General features: G+C 47.7%; 16 protein-coding genes and 3 tRNA genes. 18 read left to right on the top strand and 1 reads right to left on the bottom strand.

Going from position 1 to position 22461, the window contains the following annotated elements; translation table 11 throughout:
* Positions 1-111 precede the first annotated feature (111 nt).
* The 4 genes from BO18_RS00295 (at position 112) to BO18_RS32145 (ending at position 2216) form a co-directional block, all read left to right on the top strand.
* A tRNA-His gene (locus BO18_RS00295) sits at positions 112-188 on the top strand.
* 18 nt (positions 189-206) lie between these two features.
* Positions 207-281 (top strand) — tRNA-Gln (locus BO18_RS00300).
* Positions 282-284: 3 nt separating this feature from the next.
* Positions 285-360, top strand: a tRNA-Lys gene (locus tag BO18_RS00305).
* Positions 361-767: 407 nt separating this feature from the next.
* Positions 768-2216 (top strand): C40 family peptidase, encoded by a 1449-nt coding sequence (locus BO18_RS32145; protein ID WP_051688367.1) that lies wholly within the window; start codon positions 768-770, stop codon positions 2214-2216.
* A gap of 942 nt (positions 2217-3158) precedes the next feature.
* Here the strand turns inward: BO18_RS32145 and BO18_RS00315 are convergent.
* The gene (locus BO18_RS00315) at positions 3159-4478 is read right to left on the bottom strand and encodes a Sapep family Mn(2+)-dependent dipeptidase (RefSeq protein ID WP_034442207.1); all 1320 of its coding nucleotides are present in this window, start codon (positions 4476-4478) and stop codon (positions 3159-3161) included.
* A 292-nt stretch (positions 4479-4770) separates the two neighbouring features.
* Here BO18_RS00315 and BO18_RS00320 point away from each other — a divergent pair, with 292 nt between their 5' ends.
* The 14 genes from BO18_RS00320 (at position 4771) to BO18_RS00385 (ending at position 22447) form a co-directional block, all read left to right on the top strand.
* Positions 4771-6249 carry a hypothetical protein gene (locus tag BO18_RS00320; protein WP_034442210.1) on the top strand — a complete coding sequence of 493 codons (1479 nt, stop codon included), beginning with the start codon at positions 4771-4773 and terminating at the stop codon, positions 6247-6249.
* A gap of 43 nt (positions 6250-6292) precedes the next feature.
* Positions 6293-8224, top strand: coding sequence for a polysaccharide biosynthesis protein (locus tag BO18_RS00325; RefSeq protein WP_034442211.1), 1932 nt, complete (start codon positions 6293-6295; stop codon positions 8222-8224).
* Positions 8225-8241: 17 nt separating this feature from the next.
* Positions 8242-8964, top strand: a complete 723-nt coding sequence (locus BO18_RS00330; protein ID WP_051688368.1) for a sugar transferase — start codon at positions 8242-8244, stop codon at positions 8962-8964.
* A gap of 92 nt (positions 8965-9056) precedes the next feature.
* Positions 9057-10892 (top strand): GGDEF domain-containing protein, encoded by a 1836-nt coding sequence (locus BO18_RS00335; RefSeq protein ID WP_034442214.1) that lies wholly within the window; start codon positions 9057-9059, stop codon positions 10890-10892.
* Positions 10893-11363: 471 nt separating this feature from the next.
* Positions 11364-11663 (top strand): transposase, encoded by a 300-nt coding sequence (locus BO18_RS00340; protein ID WP_034442216.1) that lies wholly within the window; start codon positions 11364-11366, stop codon positions 11661-11663.
* Positions 11664-12107: 444 nt separating this feature from the next.
* On the top strand, positions 12108-13550 hold the full coding sequence (locus BO18_RS00345; protein WP_034442218.1) for a sugar transferase: 1443 nt from the start codon (positions 12108-12110) through the stop codon (positions 13548-13550).
* Positions 13550-14791, top strand: coding sequence for a beta 1-4 rhamnosyltransferase Cps2T (gene cps2T, locus BO18_RS00350; RefSeq protein WP_034442220.1), 1242 nt, complete (start codon positions 13550-13552; stop codon positions 14789-14791). Before BO18_RS00345 ends, cps2T begins: the two co-directional genes overlap by 1 nt.
* Positions 14788-15978: a glycosyltransferase family 4 protein gene (locus tag BO18_RS00355; RefSeq protein WP_034442223.1), complete on the top strand. Its 1191-nt coding sequence runs from the start codon at positions 14788-14790 to the stop codon at positions 15976-15978. The genes cps2T and BO18_RS00355 overlap by 4 nt, the downstream gene beginning before the upstream one ends.
* Before the next feature lie 3 nt (positions 15979-15981).
* The gene (locus tag BO18_RS00360) at positions 15982-16977 is read left to right on the top strand and encodes a Stealth CR1 domain-containing protein (RefSeq protein ID WP_034442226.1); all 996 of its coding nucleotides are present in this window, start codon (positions 15982-15984) and stop codon (positions 16975-16977) included.
* A gap of 12 nt (positions 16978-16989) precedes the next feature.
* On the top strand, positions 16990-17973 hold the full coding sequence (locus BO18_RS00365; RefSeq protein WP_034442229.1) for a glycosyltransferase family 2 protein: 984 nt from the start codon (positions 16990-16992) through the stop codon (positions 17971-17973).
* 24 nt (positions 17974-17997) lie between these two features.
* Positions 17998-19272, top strand: a complete 1275-nt coding sequence (locus BO18_RS00370; RefSeq protein WP_034442232.1) for an O-antigen ligase family protein — start codon at positions 17998-18000, stop codon at positions 19270-19272.
* Positions 19250-20173 carry a GlcNAc-transferase family protein gene (locus tag BO18_RS00375; RefSeq protein WP_034442235.1) on the top strand — a complete coding sequence of 308 codons (924 nt, stop codon included), beginning with the start codon at positions 19250-19252 and terminating at the stop codon, positions 20171-20173. The genes BO18_RS00370 and BO18_RS00375 overlap by 23 nt, the downstream gene beginning before the upstream one ends.
* A 4-nt stretch (positions 20174-20177) precedes the next feature.
* Positions 20178-21626 carry a flippase gene (locus BO18_RS00380; RefSeq protein WP_034442238.1) on the top strand — a complete coding sequence of 483 codons (1449 nt, stop codon included), beginning with the start codon at positions 20178-20180 and terminating at the stop codon, positions 21624-21626.
* Positions 21623-22447, top strand: a complete 825-nt coding sequence (locus BO18_RS00385) for a LicD family protein (protein WP_034442242.1) — start codon at positions 21623-21625, stop codon at positions 22445-22447. Before BO18_RS00380 ends, BO18_RS00385 begins: the two co-directional genes overlap by 4 nt.
* Positions 22448-22461: the final 14 nt, after the last annotated feature.

Genomic DNA, 22461 nt, shown 5'->3' on the forward strand with positions numbered 1-22461 from the left:
ACCTCTTAATATAATTATCTGACGCATTATAGTACATCTTACTTAAAAGGTGCAATAACGCTTGACTTGAAAGCACATTAACATTATACTTTCTAGGCATTGGCTGACATGGTGGGATTAGTTCAGTTGGTTAGAGCGCTAGTTTGTGGCACTAGATATCATGGGTTCGAATCCCATATCCCACCCCAATTTTTGCCTCTTCATACTGGGGTGTAGCCAAGGGGTAAGGCACGGGTCTTTGACTCCCGCATTCGTAGGTTCAAATCCTGCCACCCCAGCCATATGGTTCACTAGCTCAGCCGGTAGAGCACTTGACTTTTAATCAAGGGGTCTGGAGTTCGAACCTCCAGTGAGCCACCATAAATACATAAGGTCCGTTTTCGAGAAGCTCGGGAACGGACTTTTTTATTCCACACAAGTCCATTGCGTTAATGTCAAAACACGGCTAAAACCACGGTATGCGCCTGCTTTTTAACCGGGTTTTTCTTCAAACTTCGAAAAAAGCAGGCTAAAACCACGGCTGCTGCCGTCTTTTTAACCGGGGGTTTATCGGGATTCCTGCTCAGCTCACAGCCGGTTTTCAGCCTGTTTATGAGGGAAGAACACATCTAAATATTCTTTTAGCCTACATTACAGACACGTGACATTTTGCGCGTCTGCACCATTTTTGCTTGATTTTTGGGTATTTTCACGGGCTTTGAATGATAAAATTAGCATAATTACACAGAAATGCGGTAATTAAGACTTCAGGAAACGAGGCGTCGGATTTGGATAATAGACTGTTCAATCTTATAACAGGAGCTGTGACGGCATGTATCTCCGTTTGCGCAATTGGCATGAACAATTGCGGTGCTTCTGATGAGATCGCACTTCAGAGTCCTTCGCTTCTCGGCACGAATGCCGTTGCTCTTGAAGATCTTTTCTATTCACCGGATCTCGAGGCGGAGGAAACAGGTGTTGTGACCATGAGCCTCGGAAATGCGAATGTTGATATCAACGACCACACATTTACCGCCATGACCACATATACCGATGTCGCATCCGAGTTCGGCAACAATCCTGCAGATGCTATCACATACGACGGCGGCACTTACTGGCTGACCGACGATGCGATCCTTATCGACTATAAGTCTGACAAGCCCGAAAACCAGGACGAGGAGCAGGAAGAGGAATATGGCGGAATTACAAAGCTCTATGCAGGTGATTCTGTCGTCAGGATCGCTTATTCGAGCGAGTGGTCGCTCATTAGACTTCCTGAAGGAAAGCAGGGATATGTCAGAAATTCAAAGCTTTCACCTGACGAGGTAACTCCCGCGCCCACTTCAACTCCGGAGCCTACGGATACACCGACACCCAAGCCGAACACGCCTACTCCGAAGCCTTCTTCAAACAGCTCAAGCAGTTCGAGCAGTTCAAGCAGTTCGAGCAGCAGCTCCGGCTCATCCTCTAGCAGTTCTTCAAGCTCAAGTTCCAGTTCATCGAGTTCTTCAAGTTCATCGGATTCTGATTCCGGTTCGTCAAGCTCGAGTTCATCAAGTTCTTCAAGCTCTTCGAGCTCAAGTTCGTCATCGACCAGTGATTACGATGAGACTCCTGTTTATAAGCTCGTTTACTCGAGCTGCGCTCTCAATACAAGGTCAGGCCCCGGCATCTCCTATTCGCTCCTTTCGACGCTCTCGACAGGTTCCGCGATTGATGTCGTAGCCGAGACTGACAACGGTTGGTACAAGTCTTCTTCAGGCTATTATGTAAAGGCAAGTTTCTGCCTTGATAATCCGCCTACGAACACGCCGACTCCCGTACCTTCAGACGATTCTGACAGCGGCAGCTCGTCTTCTTCGATGGGCGACACGTCGACTGATTTTGCTACATTCATCAAGAGTTTCATCGGATGCAAGTATGTATACGGCGGCTCTGATCCGTACAAGGGATTCGACTGTTCCGGATTCGTCATGTACTGCTACTGGACGTATTACGGCATCGACCTGCCTCACGGCGCTACGAGCCAGTCCAGAAAGGGATATGAGGTCTCTGCCGATGAGATCCAGGTCGGCGACATTATCTGCTTCGACCGTGACGGCGACGGCACTATGGAGCACTCGGCGCTTTACGTCGGCAACGATACTTATGTACATGCCCAAGGCTCTGCGACAGGCGTCGTTTCGTCGAAATTCTCGTCCGCCAAGAACATCGCGACAATAAGAAGAGTGCTGTAACGGCACTCTTTTTTTGCATATTTTGGGACGGACAGATTGTTGTTTAATAAAAAGCAATTATCTGAAAATGAAGGGGCTGTCTCAAAACAAAACGAGATAGCCCCTTATTGTTTCAGCAAGTGTGGCAGTTGATTGCAGAATTCTGACCTGTCTTTTCGACAGGTATCGAAATCGAAGTGATTATCTGCGTTTCGATACCTCGACTTTTGAAAGGTGAGATCGAAATTATCCCAAGATGAGGGTTTCTTGCGATTTGGGATAAAATTCGGACCGCAAATTATCCCAAGTGAAGCATATTTAATCTTTTGGGATAGATTCACCTCTGAAAATTATCCCAAGTGAAGCATTTTTAAGCTTTTGGGATAAATTCACCTCTGAAAATTATCCCACGGAGGCAATAATTCACGGTTTGGGATAAAATCGCCTGCAAGGAAAGCTACGATATCGTTTTCAGGAAAAAGTCTTCAAAAACGATATCAGCGGGAGATCAAAGATATCGTTTTTAGGAAAAAACTTCTAAAACGATATCAGTGGAAGATCAAAGATATCGTTCGCCGGAAAAAAACTTCTAAAACGATATCAGTGGAAGATCAAAGGTATCGTTTTCGGAAGAAAAATCTCAATAACGATATCTGCGGTTCAGCCGAGGTATCGAAAACAAAGGATTTCCCCGGATTTCGATACGTTGAACTCTCAACAGGTATCGGAAACGGAAGTTTTTTAAACATTTCGATACTTTGGCCTTCCGGCAGACATGGCTGGTCATTAGCACATCCACTTCAAGGGGTCAGTTTTTCGCCGTTTTTACACGGCAGAAAAGCAGGCATTGGGCAAATGCCAGCCAAAAAGCAAAAGTAAGTGGCTGTACCGGCATTTTGATACAACCCCTTCACTTTACTGTCTATAGTCCATTGCGTATGTTTGAGTCATCCTGCCTTACGCTTACTTCTCAGCCAACCCTATAATGACCTCGCTCAGAACTCTGATGTCGGTCACAAGATCGGCCAGCGCGCGGCATTCGTTTGCCTGGTGGCACTGGTCTTCCTGCCACGGCGTCTGTATTCCGAAAGCGATGGTGTCGGGCATGTGACGCGCGTAGGTGCCGCCGCCGATGGCGATGGGGTCTGTGAATTTGTCGAGATATTCAGGTTCATAGCCGCTGTAGGAAGGCATGTTCTTCTTCCAGATGTCTGTAAGGACGGCGATCTCGGGCAGGTCCTTGGTCTTGTATAGAGGTGCCATCTGGTTTAGGATCTCACATTCGAGTTCGTAGGGAGCGGCCTTTATTGCCAGGTGTGTCACGATGCTGTCCATGCTGTAGCTTACGGGGCATCTGATGTCTATTACGAGGGATTCGCCGTTCTCATCGCAGCTTAATACTGAAGGATTTGCTGTGATGCTGCCTGACTCGTCTGTGACGTTGCAGCCGGTGTATTCAGCTGCCGTGAAGTCAACTATCTCTTTGCTTATGAATCTCAGGAGCGGGGAAGACGAGTAGTCTATGTCATCCGCATCTAATGTCTTGATCATGTCGAAGATGGCATTGACACCGAGCTCGGGCTTGGATGCGTGAGCCATCTTGCCGAAGCCTGAATATTCGACTCCGTCTATGGTGCACTTGCTCGAAGCGGGCACCATGTTTGCGGCTGAACCGCCTTTAGCCCTGATGGCGGAAGGCTCATCCGTGTATATCTTCAGATGCATGATGCCTTTCTCTGCATAGATGACAGGGAATTCTCCGTCGGGTGTGATGGAGAATGACGGGATCTCGCCTTTGGCTGCGTATGTCTCGACGCATGAGCAGGTGCGCTCTTCGTCGGTTCCCAAAATGAGCCTGACGCGCTTTGTGGGCTGATATGCGTTTTCCATGAGGCGCTTCATTGCGATGAAAGCTGCCGCTGCGGGACCCTTGTCATCCACGATGCCTCTGCCGTAAAGCATTCCGTCCTTTTGTGTGAGCTTGAACGGATCGGTGTTCCAGCCGTCTCCTGCAGGGACGACGTCGAGGTGGCAGACGATTCCGATGGCGTCGGCGTTTTCGGGACCGAATTCACACCAGCCGACGCGGTTGTCGATTATGCCTGTTCTCATGCCGGCGGCGGAAGCTGCGTCCAGGAAGTACTTGAGCGCCTCAAAGGGTTTCGCACCGTAGGGAAGCGTGCCGTATTCAGGGTCGTTTACCGGGTCTGAACCGGTGCTCTCGATCGCTATGAGACCTGAGATAAAATCGTATTCTTCCTGCGTGAGTGTTGAAATATCCATCTAAATTGCCTCCGGCATGTTCATTTCGAAATATTTGTATGGCTTGTCGGTCGCGAAATGGCAGACAACCATATATATGGCTACCTCAGTCGCGAAAAAGCGTACAGCCATTAGCATAATATCACAACTCTGAACATGTGACGGAACAGCAGCGATATACTTTTGGCATAATGCCGATATGAGAAGGATATGGCGAAAACTCCATATGCAAATCGCGGCAAATGGGTACGATTGAACAAAAACGGCAAGAAGTCTATAATTATTTAGATTTATTAATAAAGGGGAATACCAGATGCGTCCGAACGAGATTGGTTTAGTTGAGAATTACCTCAATGTTAAGGATCTGCTGCTTTCAGTTTGCAAGAGATTGTTGATCATAATACTGGCCGGCTGCCTTGTCGGCGGAGCACTCGGCTCATACAAGTTCATTAAGAGGGCAAAGACCAATGACGTTCTCGATGCCGGCACAAGGCTCAACAGCCGCGAGACTGATATCCAGTACAAGGAGCGTGTCCAGAATATCGACAGGGCAAGGGATATTGCCGACATGATCGATAACGTTAACTATCAGATCGATAAGCAGAGAGAATATATAGACGAATCCGTTTATATGGATATCGATCCCGAGAATGAATACGAGGCAATGGCACAGATCGTCCTCACGCTCGAGAATAACGATACCAACGGTCTGGATCAGATTCTGTTCAGCGCTTACGAGCGTGACGTAAAGGCCGGAACCTTCCTTAATGCTTATGCGGAAGAATATGGCACAAAGCCCGACTACATCAAGGAACTCATCTCGTTCTGGGGTTCTGCTTCAGACGGCACGATCATTAACATCGACAGCAGTGCCGACAGGGCAGGTTCCATCTATATCAGGATTTACGGACCTACAAAGGAATTTGTTGACGATGTTCTCGCTATGATCATTGAAGAGGTACAGGACGTATATAGCGACCTTAATACAAATATCGCTCCGCATACGCTCAACGTCGTCGGCACCCAGAGCATCTGCAGGATCGATTCGGGCACCAGAGACGGTCAGATCAATCAGATCGCCAAGCTGGATTCCCTGCAGAAGCAGGTCGTAAGCTACGGCAATTCCCTTGATAAAGTTGCGGAAGAACTCGGCCTTTCCGATAAGGAAGAGATCCTCGAGTATTTCGCTACAAATAAAAAAGTTGAAGTAGACGGTGTTCCGGAGGAGACTTCGGAAGTAACGCTCGGATTGAGAGCTATGCTCAAGCCCGCCATCAAGTTCGGCGTGATCGGCTTTGCAGCAGGTGCTTTCCTTGCCGTAGCATTCTTCGTTCTCAAGTACATCTTCGCGGTTAAGATCGCCACACAGGAGCAGTTCTTCAACCAGTTTTCTAACATCAGGAAGATCGGCGTTCTCAAGCCATCCGGCAAGAGAGGCAAGTATGCGACGTTCATCGACATCAAGTCCGGGGACGATTCGAAGATGACGCCCGAAAACAACAAGAAGCTGATTTCCGCTAATTACGATAACATCACGAAGGAATTCGGAAAGATCCTCATCACCGGCACAGGCGACAGCAAAGCCCTGGGTGATGCGGTCAAGGCTCTCGGCTTGAGAGGCGACTTCAGGCCTGACATCTTCTCGGATCCCGACATCCTCAAGGTAATTCCCGACTACGATGCGGTCGTTATCATGGAACAGCGTAAAGTTTCCACGTTCAAGACCGTAACCAGCGAGATCGAGTTGATCTCCAATGCGGGTACTGATATCGTCGGAGCGATAATCATCTAATCATTCAGATCCGTTGACGGATCGGAAAGCAAGGGTTGATCAATTGGCTGAGGATTCAAAGAAAAAGCCGTCCATAAGCAGGCATTGGGTGTACAGGGCACTCGCTTTTGCCGCTTTGGACTTCCTCATGATCGCTCTGAGTTTTGCTGCGGCCATTCTCATAAGGTTCGACTTCAGATTCTCTCAGATCGATCCCGAATATTTCAACAACGTATTAATGCTGGCACCGGTCAGCGCTTTGCTCATCATAATGCTGTTCGGTATTTTCAAAATGTACAGCAGCATATGGCGTTTCGCCTCGTTCTCCGAATTTGTGAGGATAGTGGAGGCGTGGATATGCTTCGCCGTCGTGGTCGGCATCTGCCTTCTCGTCAGTGACTTTTTTGCGGGAAAGAGACTGCTTCCGGTATCCGTGTGGATAATGGCGATCGTGTTCGGTTTTGTCACCACGACCGCACTCAGGTTCGGCTTCAGGTTCATAAACTTCATGAACAAGGACAGGTCCGTCACCAAAGACAGCAAGAACATCATGATCATAGGCGCGGGCGCCTGCGGAAAGGACGTCATACACGAGATAGTCATGAGCCAGCATGTCGATGCCAGGGTCTGCTGCGCGATTGACGACAACCCTGTAAAGATAGGCAGGGAGATAGACGGAGTTCCGATCGTCGGCACCAGGAAAGACATCCCGAAGATGGCCGAAAAATATAACATCGACGAGATTATCTTCGCTATCCCGGATGCCCGCGGAATCGACCGCAAGGACATCCTCGCTATCTGCTCGACGACCGAATGCGAGGTCAGGATCATCCCGGGAATGTACCAGATGATCGACGGTTCTGTCACTGTAAATACTATCAGGAGCGTCCAGATCGAAGACCTTCTCGGCAGAGACCCCGTAAAGGCGAATATCGACAGCATCAGACAGTACATCACCGGCAAGACCGTCATGGTCACGGGCGGCGGCGGATCCATAGGTTCCGAGCTCTGCAGGCAGATCGCCATGGCAAAGCCAAAGCTGCTCATCATTTTCGACATCTACGAGAACAACACATTCTGGATCGAGAAGGAACTCAGGGAGAAATACGGCGACAACCTTAATCTGGTCGCGTTGATAGGCTCTGTAAGGAATACCAACAGGGTACACTGGGTGCTCGAAAAATACCGCCCCGAGATAATCTTCCACGCGGCTGCACACAAGCACGTCCCGCTCATGGAAGGCTCGCCCAACGAAGCGATAAAGAACAACGTCGGCGGCACGTACAAGATGGCCCAGGCGGCTATAAAATACGGCGTTAAGCGTTTCGTGCTCATATCTACGGACAAGGCGGTCAACCCCACGAACATAATGGGCGCTTCCAAGAGGATCTGCGAGATGGTCATCCAGATGATGGACCGTAAGGCACAGGCGATGTTCGAAAACGGCGACATCGAAGTCAGGACCACGTTCTCAGCGGTCAGGTTCGGTAACGTACTGGGATCGAACGGCTCCGTATTAAAGATTTTCGAAAAGCAGATCGCAGCGGGCGGTCCCGTAACGGTTACGGATAAGCGCATCATCCGTTACTTCATGACGATCCCCGAAGCCGTCATGCTCGTCATGGAATCAGGCGCGTATGCAAGAGGCGGCGAGATCTTCGTTCTCAACATGGGCGAGCCTGTCAAGATCGACGATGTCGCGCGCAAGATGATACAGCTCTCAGGCCTGACTCCCGACGTCGACATAAAGATCGTCTATACTGGTTTAAGACCCGGCGAGAAGCTCTATGAGGAGCGCCTTATGGACGAGGAAGGCTTAAGGGAGACCGATGAGAACAAAGATATTTCGATAGCCCAGCCTATCCCGATGGATGACGCGGAATTCGAGAAAGCACTCATCGAACTTGACGCTGCCGCAAAATCCGAACGTGAAGACATAAGATACATCGTTGCGAAGATCGTAAAGACATACGATCCCGACAAGAAACCCGAGTAAAGAGCAAGGTCCGTAATATGCAGGAAAAGCGACTGAATCCGAAAAGATGGTTCATCCTTCCTAAGTGGGAGGAGCTTCCTTCCGATATGCGGACTGATGCCGTAAAGCCTTACTACGATGCGCTTTCAAAGCACAAGGCAGGTCTTTTCTTCAAGCGTGTTTTTGATGTCATCGCTTCGCTTTTGCTGATAATCCTTCTCGGCATTCCGATGCTCATTATCGCCATCATCATCAAGTGCGATTCCAAAGGTCCGGTCTTCTTCAGACAGGAAAGGGCAGCCGCTTACGGCGTGGTATTCAGGATCCATAAGTTCAGGACCATGGTCAACAATGCCGAAAAGCAGGGGACCAGCGTCACCGTTGATAACGACGTGAGGATCACGAAGGCGGGCTCGAAATTAAGAAATCACAGACTCGACGAATTCCCTCAGGTCTTCGACGTTCTTGCGGGCAACATGAGTTTTGTCGGCACCAGACCCGAGGTCATGAAATACGTCAACAGATATACCGACGAGATGAAGGCCACGCTCCTCATGCCGGCCGGCATCACATCGATCGCGAGTATTGAATACAAGGACGAGGCTGAGCTCCTGGAAAAGGCCGAAGATGCCGATGAAGTCTATGTTAACGAGATCCTTCCCGACAAGATGAAATACAATCTGGATTCGGTCAGGAATTTCGGTTTCTTCAAGGATATAGGCGTTCTTTTCAAGACGGTAGGAGCTGTTTTCCGCGGGTGATATTTCTCCTTAAAGTTTTTTATTCATAAGATTTCATACTTTGTTTATGAAATCGTCTTCGATGACTAACATTAGTTTTCTATAATCGGGGTATGAAGATATGTGCTTTTATCGGAGACATGTACAGGGACTACTCCGCGTCCATCATCAGAAGTATCGATTCCCGTGCCCGCGAGAAAGGACACAGGGTTGATGTTTACGGCAACTGTTCTGTACCCAGCAATAACCCTCTCCAGGTTATCGGATACAAGAGCATCCTTTCGTTGCCTAATCTTAGTGATTACGACGGCATAATCCTTTGCGCCGACACGGTCGATCAGGCCGGCCTTTCGAAGGACCTTATAGAAGAACTCCTGTCTAATCCCGATGTTCCACCCGTAGTATGCATCAGAGCCGAGATCAACGGTTTCTTTAACGTCGTTCCAGACAACAGGGCGATAATGCACGACGTTGCTAAATATGTCATCTCCAAGTGCAAGTCCGGCGACATAGGTTTTGTCACCGGCAGAGACGACCTTCTCGACTCTGCTGAGAGAAGAGCAGGCTTCGAAGATGCCATGCGCGAAGCAGGATACGAAGTTACTGAAGACATGGTCTTCCACGGCAATTACTGGATAACCCAGGGCCCCGAGCAGGCTGATTTCTTTACTAAGCCTGACGGCACGCTTCCTGAAGCGATAATCTGTTCGAACGACTACGAAGCCATCACCCTTATCGATGAACTGATCCAGCGGGGCTTCAGCGTTCCGGGTGATACCATCATCAGCGGCATCGATAACATTTCGGAAGCAGGAGATCACATTCCTTCGCTTACCACGATCGAGATCTCGGAAGAGACACTTGTCAATGCTGCGATGGAACTGCTCGAAAAGATATACGCCAAGGAAAATCCCGACCTTTACGTTAACGTCTCAGGCAATATCGTAATCCGCGAGAGTACCGGCGACGATGATCCCGGCAGAGATGTCTTCAAGGCATTGAGAGCTCTCAAGGTCGCCAAATCGAATTCCATCGAAGCCATGAGAGAATACGTTCTCGTAAGTACTGATTTCGAGGAGGCGCTGACGCGTGAAGCCGCACTCCAGGTTACTCTCGACTCACTTAAGAAAGCGTCCAGCATCAAGGAATGCTACATCTGCAGATATCGCGAAAATGACAGAGTCCTGAGCGGATACTTCGATGCTTCGGGCAACACATTTATCGAATCCCGGGAGTTCCCGAGCAACAGGCTTCTTCCTGAAGGTTTCCTGAAAGATAAGACCGGCACGATAATTTTCCTCCCGATCGCAAATAAAAACGTTGTTTACGGTTATGCGGTGCTGATAGTCGATACTAAGGAAAACGGCTTCATCAACGAGAAGATCGAGTTTATCCTCATGGAGATCGGCCAGGTAATAAACAAACTCGAACTCTATCAGAAATATTTCGGTATCGCCGACATCATGAGCCTTTATACTAAGGACTCGCTGACGGGCATACTCAACAGGCGCGGCTTTGAAAAAGAAATATCCAAGCTCTTCGACGATAACGGCAAGGCAGTTACCGATCTTGCCATCGTCTCCGTCGACATGGACGGCCTCAAGTATATCAACGATACATTCGGCCACAACATTGGCGATGAAGCGATCAAGGAGACTTCCAAGTGTATCTACAACGCCCTGAAATCAAAGGAGTTCGTCGCCAGAATGGGCGGTGACGAGTTTGTGGCAGTCCTCATCATGACGGATGTCGGCAGGGTAGGCCAGTTCATCAGAAATGTCAGGAACAATCTCAAAGAGGTCAACAAGAAAGGCAAGTACGAATTCGAGCTGAGCTCGAGCATCGGCACCTGTGAACTTACAAACTGGAAAGATCTCATGGAGAGCATGAGTAAAGCCGACAAGGCCATGTATCTTGAGAAGAAGGCCAAGAAAAAGAACCGGACTTAAATGGACAGTACATAAAGTAATTTTGCTCATCATTACTTCAAAAAGGCTGTGGCTCTGCTGCAGCTTTTTTGATGGGGGCTGCTTTATTTTGTCTCTGGTCCGTTTTTTTAGTTACGGGGCGGTCCGCCGGTACCGGCTGAAGAGCCACGATATCGTTTTTGGGGAAAAGTTTTGAAAAACGATATTTGCCGACTTTGCAAGGTATCGTTTTCGTAAATATTCAATAAAGTACGTGATCTGGTACCAAAAGTGCCGTGAAACGGTACTGTTTTGCGTAAATATTCGATAAAGTACGTGATCTGGTACCAAAACTACCTTGAAACGGTACTGTTTTACGTACTACTGAACTCTTTCGCATTTTGCTGACTTTGCAAGGTATCGTTTTCGGGAAAAAATCTTGAAGGTAGACTAAGAAACGGACAGCGATTTTCCAAAATCCAATCTATAATAAATACATGGAGGAAGAAGCCTATGTCTCGATCTTATACGCCTGAATTCAAGAAAGATGCCCTGAGATATGTCAAAGAGCATAAGGGCAGCATTGACCTGCACACTATCGCAGATAATTTAGGAGTTCCTTACCACACTCTTTATGGTTGGATAAAGGATGAACGCAGGATACAAAGGTTATCTTCAGCAGAAAAAGCCGAAGCTGAACCGCGCTCTGCCGAAGAACTGGAACGTGAAAACGCAAGGCTCAGAAGAGAATTAAGAGACAAAGAGGATGCGCTTGAAATATTAAAAAAAGCTATCGGCATTCTGAACGACTGACAGAAACTCTGTATAAGGAAGTCGATGAGACATCCAAGAAAGAAGTCGGGCACCGCTTCTCTGTCAGCGGTTATCCCAAACAATGGTTTTTCACGCTTCCGGGATAATTCTCAATATCCCGCTAAGCTGTTTTCAACAACTTTGGGATAATTCCTTATCATTCGACCGGAAGTCCCCAATCATCCCGTTCAATTATCACTTTCACCAAAAGCCGTAATGAGCATGTCATATTTATTATTTATTATATTTTAAGGAATAATGGTAAAATGTAGTCTGTGATATGCTCCATAAGTCCGTGTGGATGGAATACCGGCTGCACAACGGACTTGAACGTTCCGATGGGCATTACTGCTGAAGCGGCATGCTGCCAAATCGGAATGCTGCCGCAAAGGCTTACAGCATATCACCGGCATAAGTAAGTACATGACACTGGGGGAATAAGAAGTGTACAAGAGAAATGCACAGGGGTGGTCAAAGCACTTGGACTTTATGGTGCTTGATATTATTGTGCTTCAGCTCTGCTATATGGTTGCTTTCTATCTGCGTTTGCAGGGATGGGTCTATTCCATGCACGAGTATAAGACCTTGGGTCTTTTGCTCTTTATCGCGGATGTTCTGGTCATAGTCGTAAACAATTCTCTGCATGACGTTATCAAGCGCGGATATTTGAGGGAGATCTTCGAGCATCTCAGGCACAGCGTATATGTGCTCGCCATCGTACTTGTCTATTTCTTCTCGTCCCAGTTGGGTGAGGTCTATTCAAGATACGTACTCGGTATCACTTTCGTTTTCTATCTGCTCTTCGGTTACTGCGCGAGGATTACCTGGAAGTGGATCCTTCGCCATACGAGCTTCAGAAGAGACAGGAACAACATGCTCGTTGTGGTTTCCGAAGCCAATGCCGACATGATCCTCAGCAGACTTCTTAGCGACAAGCAGGCAGGATATTCCATCGTAGGCGTTGTCCTTCTCGAGACGACAAACCATAAGAGCATACACGGTCTTCCCGTTGTAGCCGAGATGAGAAATGCTGCAAAGTACATCGCCGAGGAGTGGATAGATTCAGTCTACATCGATGCTCCGATCAACGACAAGAAGGTCGTAAAGCTCATGGATGCATGTGCGGTCATGGCTGTTCCCACGCACTATCACGTTCCTTACATGACACGTTCCGGAGTCAAGAGATTCTCCGAGAAGATCGGCGGAACGACGGTGCTCACGACGGCGATCAATTATGCTACTCCCGTACAGACCCTTATCAAGAGGATCTTCGATATTTTCGCCGGCATCATCGGCAGCATCGCGGCTCTTCTGATAATGGCTATTGTCGGCCCCATCATAAAGAAGCAGTCTCCCGGCCCGATCCTTTTCAAGCAGGAGAGAATCGGTAAGAACGGCAGACACATCAAGATCTATAAGATCCGTTCCATGAGAATGGACGCGGAGGACCTGAAGAAGGAACTCATGGAAGAGAACCGCGTCAAGGACGGCATGATGTTCAAGATGGATTTCGACCCGAGGATCATCGGCAACAGGATCCTTCCTGACGGTACGAAAAAGACAGGTATCGGAGAGTTCATCAGAAAGACGAGCCTAGACGAGTTCCCTCAGTTCTTTAACGTTCTCATGGGTACGATGTCGACTGTCGGAACAAGACCTCCGACGCTCGACGAATATGAGAAATATCACTTCCACCACCGTGCGAGAATGGCCGTCAAGCCCGGCATTACGGGAATGTGGCAGGTATCGGGAAGATCCGAGATCACGGATTTCGAGGAAGTCGTTAAGCTCGATACCGAATATATCGCCAACTGGAGCCTTACGCTCGACCTGAAGATCATCTTTAAGACCATAGGCGTGCTCTTTACTCATAAAGGAGCTATGTGATGAGCGGAAACTTACCGGGAAATGCGAAAGCCGTTTTTATCATCGGTGCAAAGTGCATCGGTCAGTACGGCGGCTATGAGACATTCCTCGATAAGCTCACGGAGACCCATCAGAATGAGACTTCCATAAAGTATTTCATCGTCACCAAAGCCAACGGTGACGGCGCGATGGACGAGACAAAATTGAATGGTGTCAGCGGCATCGAAAAAGCAGAAGACGGAAGCGTAAAGTCTTTCGTATATCACAACGCAAACGTGGTTAAGATCAAGGTTCCGCAGATAGGTGCGGCACAGGCGATCGCATATGACATAAAGGCATTCAAGTGGTGCCTCAGATACATTAGCGAAAACAATATCAGGGATGCGATCGTTTATGTGCTCGCATGCCGCATCGGACCTTTTTTCGGCGGACTCGTAAAGAAGGCTCACAAGCTCGGTGCAAAGGTTTTCGTAAATCCTGACGGACACGAGTGGAAGAGGGCGAAATGGTCCGGCCCCGTTCGCAAGTACTGGAAGGAATCCGAGCGTCTCATGACAAAGCACGCCGATCTCATGGTCTGCGATTCTGTCAATATCGAAAAATACATCAGGGAAGAATACTCAGGCTACAGCCCGAAAACGACATTCATCGCATACGGCGCTGACCTTAAGAAGAGCACGCTCTCTGACGACGACCGGAAGTTTACGGAGTGGCTCGCATCTCACGGCCTTTCCAAAGACAACTACTACATGTGCTGCGGAAGGTTCGTTCCGGAGAACAGCTTTGAGATCATGATCCGTGAGTTCATGAGATCGAAATCCACGAAGGATTTCGCCATCATCACGACCAAGAACGATTCTCTCCTTGAAGAGCTCGAGCAGAAGCTCCACTGGAGATCGGACAGCCGCATCAAGTTCGTCGGCACTGTATACGATCCCGAGCTCCTGAAGAAGATCAGGGAGAACGCATATGCAAACTTCCACGGCCATACAGTCGGCGGCACGAATCCCAGCCTTTTGGAGGCATTGGGAGCAACAGACTTAAACCTCCTGATCGATGTCGGATTCAACCGCGAAGTCGGTCAGGATGCAGCCCTTTATTGGGGAAGCGGCGAAGGCGAGCTCGCAAGGCTTATAGACGAGGCTGACCTGATGGACGTTAAGACAAGAGAAGACTTCGGCAGCAAGGCCAAAGAGCGCATCAGGACTGCCTACAGCTGGCAGTTCATCGGCGACGAATATAAGAGAGTGTTCCTGGCATGAAGATACTGGCGGTTCACAATTTCCATAGAAAAGGATCAGCCAGCGGAGACGATCAGGTCTTCAAGTCCGAGACTGCGCTCCTGGAATCCCACGGCAATACGGTGATCAGATATTCTGTATCAAACGATGAGTTCGATAACGCGGGCGCTGCAGGAAAGATCAAGGCAGTCTTCGGCATGCTCTGGTCAAAGAAGAACTACAATGCGGTGCAGGAGAAGATAAAGGAGACAAAGCCTGATGTCGTGCATGTTCACACATTCTTCCCGCTGCTCTCGCCCTCCGTGCTCTACGCGGCTAAGAGACTGGACGTTCCCGTTGTGGCAACGCTCCACGACACGAGATTCGTCTGTCCCTGCGCTACATCACTTAGAGGCACGGAGCTCTGCAACGAGTGCGGCGACGGACACTATATGCGTATGTGCAAGTACGGCTGCTTTAAGGGCTCAAAGGCTCAGAGCCTTATAGTGGCAAATATCTTCAACTATCACAGAAAGAAGAGGAGCTTCTACGATCAGATCGACAGATATATCTGCCTGAACGACAACCAGATAAGGCTCCTCGAAGAGATTGGATTCGATAAGAACAAGATCACGAAGAAGTATAATTTCGTGCCCGACGCGGAGGCGAACGCAACGCCTGTCAAAGTCGAGGGGATACCTGACAGATATGTCGTCTTCTATGGCCGTATTGGTGAGGAGAAGGGTGTCAGGATCCTCATGAAGGCATGGGATAAGATCACTGACATTCCGCTCGTAGTTATGGGCGGAGGACCTCTTGAGGACGAGTTCTCGAAATGGGCGGAAACGAAGAATAACGTTTACTATCTCGGTTACACGGAGCATAACAAGTGCCTGTCGATCGTTAAGGGTGCGGAGTTCGTCGTATTTCCTTCCATCTGGTATGAGGGATGCTCCATGGTCGAGATCGAGACCATGTCTTTGGGAAAGGCTCTGGTCGCTACAGACCTGGGCTTTTCGGAAGAAGCAGTAACCGAAGACTATAACGGCAGCAAGTTCAAGCTCGGATCCGTCGAAGGGTTCATCGGAAAGATAAACGCCCTTTGGAACGATCCTGACAAATGCGGCAGCATGGGGCTTAACGCAAGGAAAGAATATGAGACCAAATATATGCCTGAAGACAATTACAGACAGCTGATGGCAATATATGAGAGCACGATAGGGAAATAAAGAATGGAAAAGATAGATGTTGTACTTACCTGGGTAGACGGAAACGATCCTGAATGGGTCGCTTCAAAAGCCGAGTGGGAGAGAAAGATAAAAGGCATCGACACGTCGAGCAACAGGTCGACGCATTACCGTGACTGGGATAATCTCCAGTATGTTTTCCGCGGAATAGACAAGTTCATGCCGTGGGTCGACAAGGTCCATTTCGTAACCGTGGGACATCTTCCTTCATGGCTCAACACGGATTGCCCGAAGCTTCACGTCGTAAAGCACACTGAGTTCATGCCTGAAGAATATCTTCCGACATTCAACTCAAGCGCTATTGAGATCAATATCCACAGGATCCCGGGCCTTTCCGAGCACTTCATCAACTTCAACGACGACATGTTCGTCATCCAGAAGACAGTGCCTGAGGACTTTTTCGAGAACGGGCTCCCGAAAGATATGGCGGTCTTATCACCGGCGCCTATATTCAGGGACGTTATCTGTGATGTCGAGACCAACAACATCGGAATAATCAACGACTATTTCACGGTCGGGGACGTCAAGAAGAACAAGAAGAAATGGTACACGTTAAAGTACGGCAAGTTCATGGTTAGGACAATGCTCTTCAGCAGGTTCTCGAGCATCCTCGGACTGTTTGAACCCCATATTCCTTTCTCTTACAATAAGTCTGTTTTTGAGGAAGTATGGGAAAAGGAATTTGAGGTTCTGGACAACACTTCAAAGAACAAGTTCAGGACGAGGGACGACGTCAGCGAGTGGCTCATGCGCCAGTGGCAGCTGATGTCCGGAAAGTTCGAACCCAGACGCTGGGACTTCGGACTGTACATGCGCGGCTCCGACACGGAAGGCGTTTCTAACATCCTGAAGAATCCGGGAAAGACGCGCCTGGTATGCATCAACGATTCGACCCTCGTCGAAGATTACGACAGATGCAAGGAACTGGTAAACAAGGCTTTGGATGAACTTCTTCCTGAGAAGTCCATTTTCGAGAAGTAGGGCGTAAAGAAGATGGATTATCAGAAAGGTCTTGTGAGCATAGTGATCCCGGTATATAACGGCGAAAAATATCTGAGCAGATGCCTCGATTCGGTCATCGCCCAGACGTACTCACATATCGAGATAATCCTTGTTGACGACGGCTCGAAAGACGGGTCGCTCAATGTCTGCATGAACTATGCTTCAAAAGACAACCGCATCTATGTAGAGACAAAGGAAAACACTGGTGTATCTGACACAAGGAATCTCGGCATGAGCAAAGCGATGGGCGAATTCATCGTATTTATCGACTGCGACGACTATGTCGTAAGCGGTTATGTCGAGCACCTCGTAACGCTCATGAAGGAAGGCATAGACCTGGGCATCTGCGGCTGGGTAAAGGAATCCGAGAAAGGGGAGACCAAGGGCAGATGCGTCGACATGGAGGAGACCTGCGGTGTCGACAGATGCCTTGAAGTTCTCGTCTCGCTCGGTGGCGTTCAGGGATATCCGATCTCGAAAATTTTCCGCACATCTCTGTTAAGAGAAAACGGGATCGTTTTTGATAAGGATATAGCCATTTTTGAAGATCTGCTCTTTTGCTGCGAATATACGAAGAAATGCAGAAAGATCAGCATAAACACCAAGTATGCTGACTACCATTACATCCTTCATCCCACCGGAAGCAGATATGCTTCCGTACATGCAAAGGAATTCAACAGGATCTGGATCACGGAAGTCTATTCACTTGAGAAACTTCTTTCCGTAGTGGGTGATTCAAAGGATGCAAGAAAGAGAGTCCGTGCAAGGATCGCTCTTTCGTCTTCTTTTTACATCAACCGTATGTTTGAGTGTAATTACGAAGATAAGCAGCTGCAAAAAGACCTTGTAAGCAAGATAAGAAAAAATCTCGGGCCGGCGATGTTCTCATCTGAAGGCGACGTGAAATGGACGATGCAGGCATTCTTATGCTCCATCTCTCCGGGATTGGAATATAAGGTTAAGTCGAAATTATAAAATAACCGGACGGAAATAAAACAGATGACAAGCGGAATAATAAAAAAGATAAGACCTGAGATGTGGGCAGCGGTGATAATCATCACGTTGTTCTATCTTTGCGAGTTCAGGTTTTTCTTCTTACTGCCATTACCCGATAAGATCTTCGCGGGAAGTACCAATAAGATGATGCTGGCCATGTTCAGCTTCGGATTCTTTATACTGTTCCTTCTCAAGAACAAAAAGCTTGGATTGGGATACTTCGGATGGCCTATTATCTTTGCGTTCCTGTCGGTTGCTGTATCGACGGTCCTTTCTAAGTTTGAGTTCGGTTTCTCGATAACCCAGGTGCTTTGGGGAATAATCCCTTACCTGATCCTTCTGTTATATTTCCCGGGACGCAAATACCTGGCTGACAAGGATACTATGGAATGTTTTATCGTGATCGGTGAGATCCTTGCGATTCTCATGTCTGCGATCTTTATCCTGCAGTATATCCTGTATACGGGTTCTGAATCCACATTCTTAAAACTTCCCGGCATGATCTCCGATGTCAGCATCAGACATCCTGAGTGGGGTCTTCGAGTAAGGAACGTATTTGACGGATTATTCCGTGTGTTCGGACTCATCATTGCCGACAGGATAATCGTAAAGAGGTTCAGAGGATGCTGGCTCGACATCATTTCGTATTTTGCTATCGTTCTTGCGGTTCTCATGATCGATCAGTCCAGAGCATATCTCGTAACGTTGATGTTCTCTTCGATCGCAATACTGATATACCGTTCAATAAAGAAAGTGACTGTTGCAAAGCTTCTCATCGGAACAGGCGCGATAGCAGTCGGCGTTGTGGCGATAATCGTAAAGATGTCTTCGATATTTGTTTCGATTGCGGAGAAAGCCGGTTCCTGGATGGCGAGAGTTAACGCAGCAAGCCACTATATCGATGTCGGTCTGGACCACTTCTTTTTCGGTATAGGCATGGCTGACCATGAATCAAACCGCGAGGTCGCAAATTACGTACGCGGTATTTCAGGCATCTATTATCCTGACGATGTCGGACTCATCGGACTTTTCGCGCTGCTCGGAATAGCGGGTCTTATCGTATATGTCGTCATTATGGTAAGGGTCATCAAGTGCTTCCTTTACGCAAAGCAGGACCAGGCTCTTCTTTTCGGACTGGTCATCTCAATGATAATGTCATCCATCATCACCACATATTTCGACAGAACAAGATTACTGGCATTGGTACTTACCGCTATTGTATGCGATATAAACAGATGCCAACGGTGGAAAGAAAATGAACTCGATAATACTAACTGATTATAAGAACATAGCCAGAACACTTGATATGTGCGTAAGGTTCAATAATAAGATCAATGAACCGATAGCATATATCATTGTCGATAACAGCGCGGAAGAATTCGGAAGAAAGTATCTTTACGACAATTCCATCGAATATACGCCCGGTGCGTTCGGCAGCAAACTGGTATACACATTCACTTATGAAGGCATTGATTTTGTTCTTATCGATAATGCCGCAAATGCGGGTTATGCGATCGGAAATAACGTCGGTGCGTCATATGCCAGAGAGAAGTTTAAGAGCGAGTTTTATATCTTTTCAAACAGCGATCTGGATTTCCCCGAAGAGATCGATCTGGGTCTTGTTTCCGGTGCGATACATGAGCATCCCGAGATCGGCATTATCGGACCCAATGTTCTTTATATGGGGCAGAAGAGGCAGAACCCCAGAAAGTTCAGAGGGATATGGTCTCAGATGATCGCCGGCGATTTCAACTCGAGATGGTTCCACTGCAAATTCAACGATAAGCTCAACTGCCTTGATCCCGATCCGAAGGAAGGCAATACGGATTGGGTTACGGGATGCTTCCTGATCGCGGCGGCTGATAAGTTCCATGAAGTCGGATGTTTCGACGAGAATACGTTCCTTTATGCCGAAGAGATGATCATAAGCAAGAGGATGCTCGCCAAGGGATATACGACGTACTATCTGCCTCAGACGACGGTCGTCCACAATCACCAGGGCGTCGATAACAGGAAGATGCGAAAGATACTTCATAAATCCATGAAGTATTACTACAAAAGATACGAGAAGACCAACTTTTTCCTTCTGGGACTGTCCGACGTATCATTCGGCATCACGGAATTCGGATATTACATCTTCCACGATCTTATTAAAGTGAAACTGTTAAAGAAAGGCTGAATAAATGGAAGGTAAGACTGTAAAGTCGGTAAAGCTCAACGCCGTGTTAAACGGCATCAAGGAAGTCATGGCGATACTTTTCCCCATGATCACTTTTCCTTATGCTTTAAAGACATTGGGCGTTGATAATTACGGTATCTATACTTTCAGCGCATCGATCATAAGTTATATCTCGTATCTTGCCGCAGCGGGCATTCTCCGCTATGCGGTAAGGGAGAGCGCCAGGGTAAGGGATGACAAGCTCAAGTGCCAGAAGCTCGTAAACGAACTCTTCACGATCAATGTGATCACGACCGTTTTTGCGTTTGTGGTACTTGCGCTGTTAGTCCTCTTTTGGACTAAACTCCATTTCTATGCGCCGGTAATCTTCATGCTGAGCCTGCAGGTCATCTTTACGACCTTCGGTGCGGACTGGATCAACACAGCTTTTGAGGATTATCTTTTCGTTACGATAAGATACATCGTCTGCCAGTCTTTGGCAGTCGTTCTACTGTTCATTATAGTCAGGGATCCTGACGATGTTGTCGCTTATGCGTTCGTATCGTCATTCGGATTCATCGTTCCGAACATCATAAACAGATTCCACATCAAAAAGAGCTATGGTATCTCACCAAGGATAGTCATCAACGACGAACTGAAAAAGCACATCAAGTCGATCGCATATCTTTTCGCATGCACTATCGGCACGTTCATCTATATCAACTCGGACGTAACGGTTCTGGGTATTTTCTTTGATAATGATGTAGTCGGATACTACGGAGTTTCGGTCAAGTTCTATATGCTCATAAAGCAGGTTGTGGCTGCAGCTTTCCTCGTGCTCATACCCAGGATTTCCCATGAGATCGCAAAGGACGGAAAAAAGTCACAGGCGCATCTTGAGAAAGTGCTGCACTTTACGATAATTGCCGCAGTTCCTGCTGCCATAGGTCTTGTCATGATTAGAAAGAATCTTATCCTTGTTTTCTCAAAGCCTGAATACATGAGGGCGGAGTCATCGCTCATGATACTGGCGTTTGCTCTTATTCCGGCGCTCCTCGCGAATTTCTTCATCAACATAGTCATGATCCCGCTCCGTATGGAAAAGCAGGTCATGATCGCAACGATCATAAGTGCGGCGGTAAACCTTATCCTGAACATCATATTTATCCCGTTTTTCGCAGAGAATGCCGCTGCTGTTACGACACTTATTGCAGAAGCTCTGATGGTGGCACTCGGCTGGTTCTGGACGAGAGACAAACACTACAAAGGAATATTGAAACCGATCGGTGTCAGTGCATTGGGCGGTGCAGGTATTTTCGGGATCTGCTATTGGATCAACAACGCAATAAGCGGTGCAGTGCTCGGGTTGATAATTTCCGTGGCACTCTGTATCGTATATTACCTGTTGATCTTGTTTGCATTTTACAGAAAAGAAGTTATTGAAATAATTAAGAACAAAGGAAAGAAAAAATGAGTCGGGTTTATAACACAGGCGAGACAGACGAAAGCTTAAAGGCTGAATATAATCCTGAAGGCAGCGACCTTCGCAGGGCACAGCTCAGGATGCTCGAAATGCTCGAGTTCCTTGACAGGATATGCAGGGAAAACAAGATAGAGTATTTCATCGGCGACGGTACTATCTTAGGTGCCGTAAGGCACGGAGGATACATCCCCTGGGATGACGATATCGATGTTTTCCTCTCGGCACGTGACATCAACAGACTTGCCAAGATCGTTAATGCGGGCGATTACGATTTTGTTGTCCAGACACACAAGAATGACAAGGGCTTTGTCAGACAGTGTGCAGTATTACGTGATCTTAAGTCCGAATATATCAAGGATGAATATGTCCACAATCAGAGAAAATACAGAGGCCTTCAGATAGATCTTTTCCAATACGGATTTGGTGTCAGCAAGAGCTTAAAGCACATTATCCATAAGATCACCTGGCGCAACGAGAATATGTATCTCGGAAAGAATAATTTCATGTCTTCGTTCACTTACGGATTGTGCCGGTATTTCCTTATTCCGTTATTTAAGTTCATAAGCCTTTTCAAAGGAAAGAAAGTGCTTACCGAAGGTTACGAAGCCTGCTGGTGGCATCATGAGATCCCTTCAGATTGCGTTTTCCCTTTGAAGAGCATTCAATTCGAAGGCCTTACAGTTATGGGTCCGAACAATCCGGAAGAAGTATGTAAGGCCATATACGGCAATTACACCGATCTCCCGCCTAAGGATAAGAGAGACCAGCATTCTATTGAAAAGATAGCTTATTACGACGAGAGAAGAGCTTGATTAACAGGAGAGAT

The sequence above is a fragment of the Butyrivibrio sp. AE2032 genome, assembly GCF_000702965.1.